Consider the following 6537-nt stretch of genomic DNA (forward strand, 5'->3'; position numbering starts at 1 on the left):
CTGACTCGCGTTGTCTATGATCGCGAAGAGCGCAGCCGGCTGGCTGTTGAGCAGGGAAAGTTTGTCGAAGAGCACTTCATCAAGCCGTACAAGACCGTCCTTGATCGGTGGTCTGCCAATTACGCTGCCTGAATAACCAGGAATACAAGGTCGCCTATCATGAAGAAACTGTTGCCCACCTCAACCGCCGGCAGCCTGCCGAAGCCTTCCTGGCTAGCTCAACCCGAGAAACTTTGGTCGCCCTGGAAATTGCAGGACGAGGAATTGATCGAGGGCAAGCAGGACGCCCTGCGCCTGTCACTGGCCGATCAACAAAATGCCGGCATTGATATCGTCAGCGACGGCGAACAGACGCGCCAACATTTCGTCACGACGTTTATCGAACACCTTGATGGCGTCGATTTCGAGAAGCGCGAGACCGTCAGAATTCGCAATCGCTACGATGCGAGCGTGCCGACCGTTGTTGGGGCCGTCTCGCGCCCCAAATCGGTTTTCGTGGAAGACGCCAAATTCCTGCGTCAGCAGACCAATCAGCCCATCAAATGGGCTCTGCCAGGTCCCATGACCATGATCGATACGCTCTATGACGCCCACTACAAGAGCCGTGAAAAGCTGGCTTGGGAATTCGCTGAGATTCTCAACGAAGAGGCCAGAGAATTGGAAGCGGCTGGCGTCGATATCATCCAGTTCGACGAGCCGGCGTTCAATGTCTTCTTCGATGAAGTGAACGAGTGGGGCGTTGCAACCCTCGAACGCGCGATCGAAGGCCTCAAGTGTGAGACCGCGGTCCACATTTGCTATGGCTACGGCATCAAGGCCAATACGGATTGGAAAAAGACGCTCGGGGAGGAGTGGCGGCAGTATGAACAGACTCTCCCCAAGCTGCAGAAATCCAATATCGATCTGATTTCGCTCGAGTGCCACAACTCTCACGTTCCCATGGATCTGATCGAGCTTATCCGCGGCAAGAAGGTGATGGTCGGGGCCATTGATGTGGCATCCAACACGGTCGAAACTCCCGAAGAGGTCGCCGATACGCTGCGAAAGGCCTTGAAGTTCGTAGACGCGGACAAGCTTTATCCCAGCACCAACTGTGGCATGGCCCCGCTTTCTCGCGCAGTCGCGACAGGAAAGCTCAATGCCCTAAGCGCAGGCGCGGAAATCCTGCGCAAGGAACTTTCCGCCTGATCTTGGCCGACACGCTGAGGCACCGGTTTTACTGATCAGGCTGTCGAAGGCGTTGAAGTCATGCCCTCGCAATTCCGGGGACGACCCTGCCGATTTCCTCGGCATGGCCGTTCCGGACCCGCGGGCGAGGGGCCTTACCGAACGGACTAAGAATAGGGGACGTTGCACGACCGCTGGGTCTTGCCTGTCTCGAACGCCCTTGAGAGAACGATATGGACATTGTGGACCACCGCTATGACTTCGTGGACAAAGCCACGTATCGCAACGGCATGTCGCGCCTCGGCACGTCGGTCAACGTCGTTACGACCAAGGCTGGAGGCCAGCGTTACGGCTTTACGGCCTCGGCGGTCTGCAGCGTCAGCGACACCCCGGCGACGCTTCTCGTCTGCATCAATCGGGCGAGCTCGTGCTTTCACGCCTTCGAAAAAGCGCGCCACTTCTGCGTCAACACGTTGATGCCGGGGCAGGAGGACTTATCGGAACTCTTCGGCGGCAGGATGCCGGGGCGGGAGCGATTTGCGCTTGGTGAATGGGGCGAGGGTCTTACGGGTGTGCCCGTGCTGGCCAATGCCTCGGTGAGTTTTGAATGCGAGCTCACCAATGCCGTGGACGAGGCGACCCACCGTGTCCTCTTCGGGCGGGTCATCGACATTCGCGAGAATGAAGCAAACGCAACGCTGCTCTATTGCATGCGTCGCTATATCAGCGGCTAGACCTTCAGAGTTTTCATATGTTTGCCCCGGAACCGGCCATCGGCCGTCCGCTCCTCGCCTCGATTGAAATCCTGCCCAGGCAGATCCCATCACGTTATCAGCTCGCACTTTGGCTGCCTGCGGGAACGCGGGTCTACCTGGCCGATATCGGCAGCCCCGGTTCGGATGCCGAAATGCTCGTGGCCGCCCAGCGGGTGCGGGAGATCGGCTGCATCCCTGTGCCGCATCTGGCGGCACGGCGCATCTCAAGCCGGCAGGCATTGGAGACGCGCTTGGGGCAACTTGCCGAGCAGGCTGGCGTCGATGATGTCCTTGTCGTGGGTGGCGGTATCGCCACGCCTTTGGGCCCCTATGCAAGCGCTATGGATCTCCTCGACACCGGAATGCTCGATCGGTTCGGTATCAAGGATATCGCCGTCGCAGGACACCCAGAAGGTAGTCCCGACTTTACCGAGACATTTGCAATCGACGCCCTTCGACAGAAGCAGAATTTTGCCGATCGAACCGGTGCGCGCCTGCGTATCGTCACCCAATTCGGCTTCGCCCCCGCTCGTGTCGTGGCTTGGGCGGAAGCCCTCGCTAAAATCGGCGTTGATGCTCCGGTGCATGTCGGTGTAGCAGGCCCGGCGAAAGTCGCCACACTGATCAAGTATGCGAGGCTTTGCGGGGTCGGAAACTCACTGTCGATGCTGCAGAGAAGCGCCGGCAACCTGTTATCGCTCACAACTGGCTATTCGCCGGAAGCCTTTGTCACGCCAATCGAGGAACAATTGTCCGCTTCGGCGCGACGGGTGATAGCGCAGATGCACGTATTTCCATTTGGCGGGCTCGAACAGGCATCAAGCTGGCTGCGCAGACGCGGATCCTGGTAGTTCCGACAATGGCTTCAGGTCTGGCACCAGATTTTACGCAGCCGAAACTGGTCGATGCCATCGCCGTCGCCAGGAGACTCTCGTAGACGATTTCCAATGGCGGATGGTGACAATGAGCATCGCCCCATTCCGCTGCACTGCAACCCCTCCCTGATTTATCCGGCACAGCACAATGTCACTCGCTAAACGCCTGAAGCGCTTCGGTCTTGATTACTACCTGTTTCTTCTCCTCGGCACCGTGGTGCTGGCTACGCTATTGCCTGCATCTGGTATCGGGGCCGACATCGTCGATCAGGTGGCCTATTTCGCCGTCGCCCTGCTGTTCTTCATCTACGGCGCGAAGCTCAATACCAGCGCCATTGTGGCGGGGATTGCCAATTGGCGGCTGCAGGGGCTCGTCTTCGGCTTCACCTATGTGATGTTCCCGATCTGCGGCCTGATATTGGCGGCGGTGTTGTCGCCGTGGATCGAGGAAGAACTCGCGATTGGCATCGTCTATCTTTCTGTTCTGCCGTCGACCGTGCAATCGTCCATTGCCTTCACCTCGATTGCGCGCGGCAATGTGCCTGCCGCGGTCTGCGCTGCATCGATGTCCAATATTCTCGGTGTCTTCCTCACCCCGGCGCTGGTTGCAGTGCTTTTGCATGCCTCGGGTAACGGGATATCGCTCAACTCCATCATCGACATCGGGCTGCAAATCCTCGCGCCCTTTATCCTTGGTCAGTTGCTACGGCCGCTCGTCGGCGGGTTTATCAGCCGGCACGCCGTTCTGACCCAGGTCGTCGATCGCGGCTCCATTCTCATCATCGTCTACTCTGCGTTCAGCGCCGGCGTTGTCGCCGGCATCTGGGAGCAGGTGGGTTTGACCAGCCTCACGATCATCATCCTGGCCGATATCGTCCTGCTTGCCGTCGTTATGGTGACCACATGGTGGGTGGGGCGTGCCGTAGGGCTTGACCACGGTGACCGAATGACCCTGTTCTTCTGTGGCTCGAAGAAGAGCCTCGCCAGTGGTCTGCCCATGGCCAATATCCTATTCGCCGGGCAGGCCGTGAGCATGATCATCCTGCCCCTGATGCTCTTCCACCAGATCCAGCTCTTCGTCTGCGCCATCATCGCCCAACGCGCCGGCCACCTCGCCAGCGAAAGGGAATTACAACCGGCTACGATTTAGTTGGATGCGAGATTAGGTGGGGAAGCACGGCGCAGATGTGCATCGTGCTCTCTAGAGCCAGCGTTCCGATGCGATTGTCAAAAGGGGGGCACGCCAGCTTCGATGCCCAACGCGCCGCAGATGGGTAGGGCGGTGAGTCGGGTTCACCAACGTAGTCTCGGGCAGTGTGGACTGCGCCCAGAAGTTACGAACCCGTCCAACGGGCTGACAGGGAGATACACGCCCCCGCCAACCCAAAGTTTGGAAGACCTCAATCCTCTTCGACGAACACCTCTTTGCGCTTGCTCCTGATGGACGGGAGTACCGCAATGATCACTGCGAGGAGGGCGAGGCCAAGAAGGGTCGCCGAGATCGGGCGTTCGAGGAACACCATCGGATCGCCACGCGAGATGATCATGGCGCGGCGCAGATGTTCTTCAAGCAACGGTCCGAGGACGAAGCCCAGCAACAGCGGTGCCGGTTCGCAACCGAGCCGGATCAGCACGTAGCCGACAATGCCGAAGAAGCCGATGGCGAAGACGTCGAAGATGTTCTGGTTGATCGAGTAGCAGCCGATGCACGCGAACAGAACGATGGCGGGGAACAGCGCGCGATAGGGGATGGAGAGCATCTTCACCCACAGACCGATCAGCGGCAGGTTCAGCATCACGAGAAGCAGGTTGCCAATCCACATCGAGGCGATGATGCCCCAGAAGAGCGCGGGCTGGTCGTTGATGACATTTGGACCTGGGGTGATGCCCTGGAGGATGAACGCGCCGACCATCAGCGCCATGACCGGATGGGCGGGAATGCCGAGGGTCATCAGCGGAATGAAGGACGTTTGGGCCGCTGCGTTATTCGCCGATTCCGGACCGGCGACCCCTTCAATGGCACCGTGGCCGAACTCTTCCGGATGCTTGGAAAGGCGCTTCTCGGCCGAATAGGAGGCGAATGACGCCAGAATATGGCCGCCGCCGGGGAGTATGCCGAGCACGGAGCCAAGCGTGGTGCCGCGGATAACCGGCGCGATAATGCGCTTCAGCTCCTCTTTGCCGAGCCAGAGATTGCTCACTGACTTGACCATCACATCGCGGCCCTTCTCGTTTTCGAGGTTCCGCAGGATTTCCGCGACACCGAAAATGCCGACGGCGACCGAGACGAAGTTGAGGCCGGAATAGAGTTCGCGGATGCCAAGGGTGAAGCGCGGGGTACCGGTATAGATGTCCTGTCCGACCATGCCCAGAAGCAGGCCGAGGACGATCATGGCGAGAGCCTTGAGGATCGAGCCATGCGCCAGCGCGATGGAGACGAGGAGCCCAAGGACGATCAGCGCAAAATACTCGGGGGCGCCGAAATTCAGCGCCGCTCGCGCAAGGGGCGGGGCGAAGAAAGCAAGCAGCAGCGTGCCCACCGTGCCGGCAAAGAAAGAGCCGAGAGCGGCGGTTGCCAGAGCGTGGCCGGCGCGGCCCTGCTTGGCCATCTGGTAGCCATCGATGGCAGTGACGGCTGATGAGCTTTCACCCGGCAGGTTGATCAGAATGGCGGTGGTGGAGCCCCCATATTGGGCGCCGTAATAAATGCCCGCCAGCATGATCAAAGCGGCGGCCGGCGACAGTGAGAAGGTGATGGGCAGCAGCATGGCGATGGTGGCGGTGGGGCCGATGCCGGGCAGCACGCCAACCAGAGTGCCGAGCAGCACGCCGATGAAGCAGTAGAGAATGTTGATGGGATCGAGGGCGACGGAGAAGCCGAGGCCGAGAAAGCCGATGATATCCATGTGACGCTCCTATTGACCGAGCCAGGGCCCAAACCACGGCACGGACATGCCAAGGCCGATGACGAAGATGGCGGTGCAGAGAACCGTGAGCCCGATGGCGAGGAGGGCGGCAAAGAGTGGGGAATTGAGCCGGCTGGCCATGGCGGAGGCGAAGGCCGAGACGAAAACCACGGGCACGAAGCCGAGGCCACGTATGGTGGCGCCGAAGAAGATCACCACGCCAATGATAAGAGCGATACCCCGCCAGGAGGGCGGCAGTGGCTTCTCCTTGTCAGGCTTTTGCCAACCGCTGGCGGCAACGCCGATGCCAAGGGCGGCAAGCACGGCGCCAAGCGCGAGCGGCATGAAGCCCGGCCCCATGCGGAAGGGCGTGCCGACCTCGTAGTTCAGCGCTTCGAGCGAAAAGTAGGCTCCGGCGAGGACGAAGATGCCGCCTGCCAGGAGATCCCGGAGTGAAAACTTGGCCAGCATGGCCGCCTCCCCAGATGAAACAGATGGATGTGCGTCGGGGACGACCTGCGGAAAACCGCAGGCCGTGTGACGTGGGCCGATGGAAAGGTCTTAGTCGGCGTAGACGCCGGCCGCCTCGATGACGCCGCGCCAGAGTTCGATCTGGCTGGTCAGCATTTCGGTGAGCGCTGCGGGCGTCGCTTCTTCGGCGGTGACCGGGACGGTGCCAAGTTCGGCAAAGCGGGCGACCACTGTCTCATTGGTCAACGCCGCCTGTAGCGCGGTTTCGAGACGCGCGATGATAGCCGGATCGGTGCCTGCCGGAGCGTAAAGGCCATGCCACACGCCGATCTCGAGATCGAGTCCGGCTTCCTTGGTGGTCGG

At 60.2% G+C, this 6537-nt stretch carries 8 protein-coding genes; 5 read left to right on the plus strand and 3 right to left on the minus strand.

Going from position 1 to position 6537, the window contains the following annotated elements; genetic code table 11:
* The 5 genes from ABW043_RS16205 to ABW043_RS16225 all read left to right on the plus strand — a co-directional run bounded on the left by ABW043_RS16205 (position 1) and on the right by ABW043_RS16225 (position 3947).
* Positions 1-132, plus strand: a complete 132-nt coding sequence (locus ABW043_RS16205; protein WP_502908660.1) for a putative oxygenase MesX — start codon at positions 1-3, stop codon at positions 130-132.
* Between the two features lie 27 nt (positions 133-159).
* Positions 160-1188 carry a methionine synthase gene (locus tag ABW043_RS16210; RefSeq protein ID WP_353922235.1) on the plus strand — a complete coding sequence of 343 codons (1029 nt, stop codon included), beginning with the start codon at positions 160-162 and terminating at the stop codon, positions 1186-1188.
* 212 nt (positions 1189-1400) lie between these two features.
* Entirely contained in the window at positions 1401-1901 is a 501-nt protein-coding gene (locus tag ABW043_RS16215; RefSeq protein WP_353922236.1) for a flavin reductase, read from the plus strand.
* A 17-nt stretch (positions 1902-1918) separates the two neighbouring features.
* Positions 1919-2773, plus strand: a complete 855-nt coding sequence (locus ABW043_RS16220; protein WP_353922237.1) for a methylenetetrahydrofolate reductase — start codon at positions 1919-1921, stop codon at positions 2771-2773.
* 172 nt (positions 2774-2945) lie between these two features.
* The gene (locus ABW043_RS16225) at positions 2946-3947 is read left to right on the plus strand and encodes a bile acid:sodium symporter family protein (protein ID WP_353922238.1); all 1002 of its coding nucleotides are present in this window, start codon (positions 2946-2948) and stop codon (positions 3945-3947) included.
* Positions 3948-4197: 250 nt separating this feature from the next.
* Here the strand turns inward: ABW043_RS16225 and ABW043_RS16230 are convergent, their stop codons facing one another.
* The 3 genes from ABW043_RS16230 to ABW043_RS16240 all read right to left on the minus strand — a co-directional run.
* A complete protein-coding gene (locus ABW043_RS16230; RefSeq protein ID WP_353922239.1) occupies positions 4198-5703 on the minus strand; it encodes a tripartite tricarboxylate transporter permease in 1506 nt (501 codons plus the stop codon).
* A gap of 9 nt (positions 5704-5712) precedes the next feature.
* A complete protein-coding gene (locus tag ABW043_RS16235) occupies positions 5713-6174 on the minus strand; it encodes a tripartite tricarboxylate transporter TctB family protein (protein ID WP_353922240.1) in 462 nt (153 codons plus the stop codon).
* Between the two features lie 90 nt (positions 6175-6264).
* Positions 6265-6537, minus strand: a 273-nt coding sequence (locus ABW043_RS16240; RefSeq protein WP_353922241.1) for a tripartite tricarboxylate transporter substrate-binding protein, incomplete at its 5' end; no start/stop codon positions are given.

Origin of the sequence: Devosia sp. (genome assembly GCF_040509215.1) — a bacterium.
GTDB lineage: Bacteria > Pseudomonadota > Alphaproteobacteria > Rhizobiales > Devosiaceae > Devosia.

Excerpts from the sequence above, each read along its gene's own strand:
- ABW043_RS16225 (WP_353922238.1), top strand. The coding sequence starts at position 2,946 with ATGTCACTCGCTAAACGCCTGAAGCGCTTCGGTCTTGATTACTACCTG.
- ABW043_RS16235 (WP_353922240.1), bottom strand. The coding sequence starts at position 6,174 with ATGCTGGCCAAGTTTTCACTCCGGGATCTCCTGGCAGGCGGCATCTTC.
- ABW043_RS16220 (WP_353922237.1), top strand. The coding sequence starts at position 1,919 with ATGTTTGCCCCGGAACCGGCCATCGGCCGTCCGCTCCTCGCCTCGATT.
- ABW043_RS16210 (WP_353922235.1), top strand. The coding sequence starts at position 160 with ATGAAGAAACTGTTGCCCACCTCAACCGCCGGCAGCCTGCCGAAGCCT.
- ABW043_RS16215 (WP_353922236.1), top strand. The coding sequence starts at position 1,401 with ATGGACATTGTGGACCACCGCTATGACTTCGTGGACAAAGCCACGTAT.
- ABW043_RS16230 (WP_353922239.1), bottom strand. The coding sequence starts at position 5,703 with ATGGATATCATCGGCTTTCTCGGCCTCGGCTTCTCCGTCGCCCTCGAT.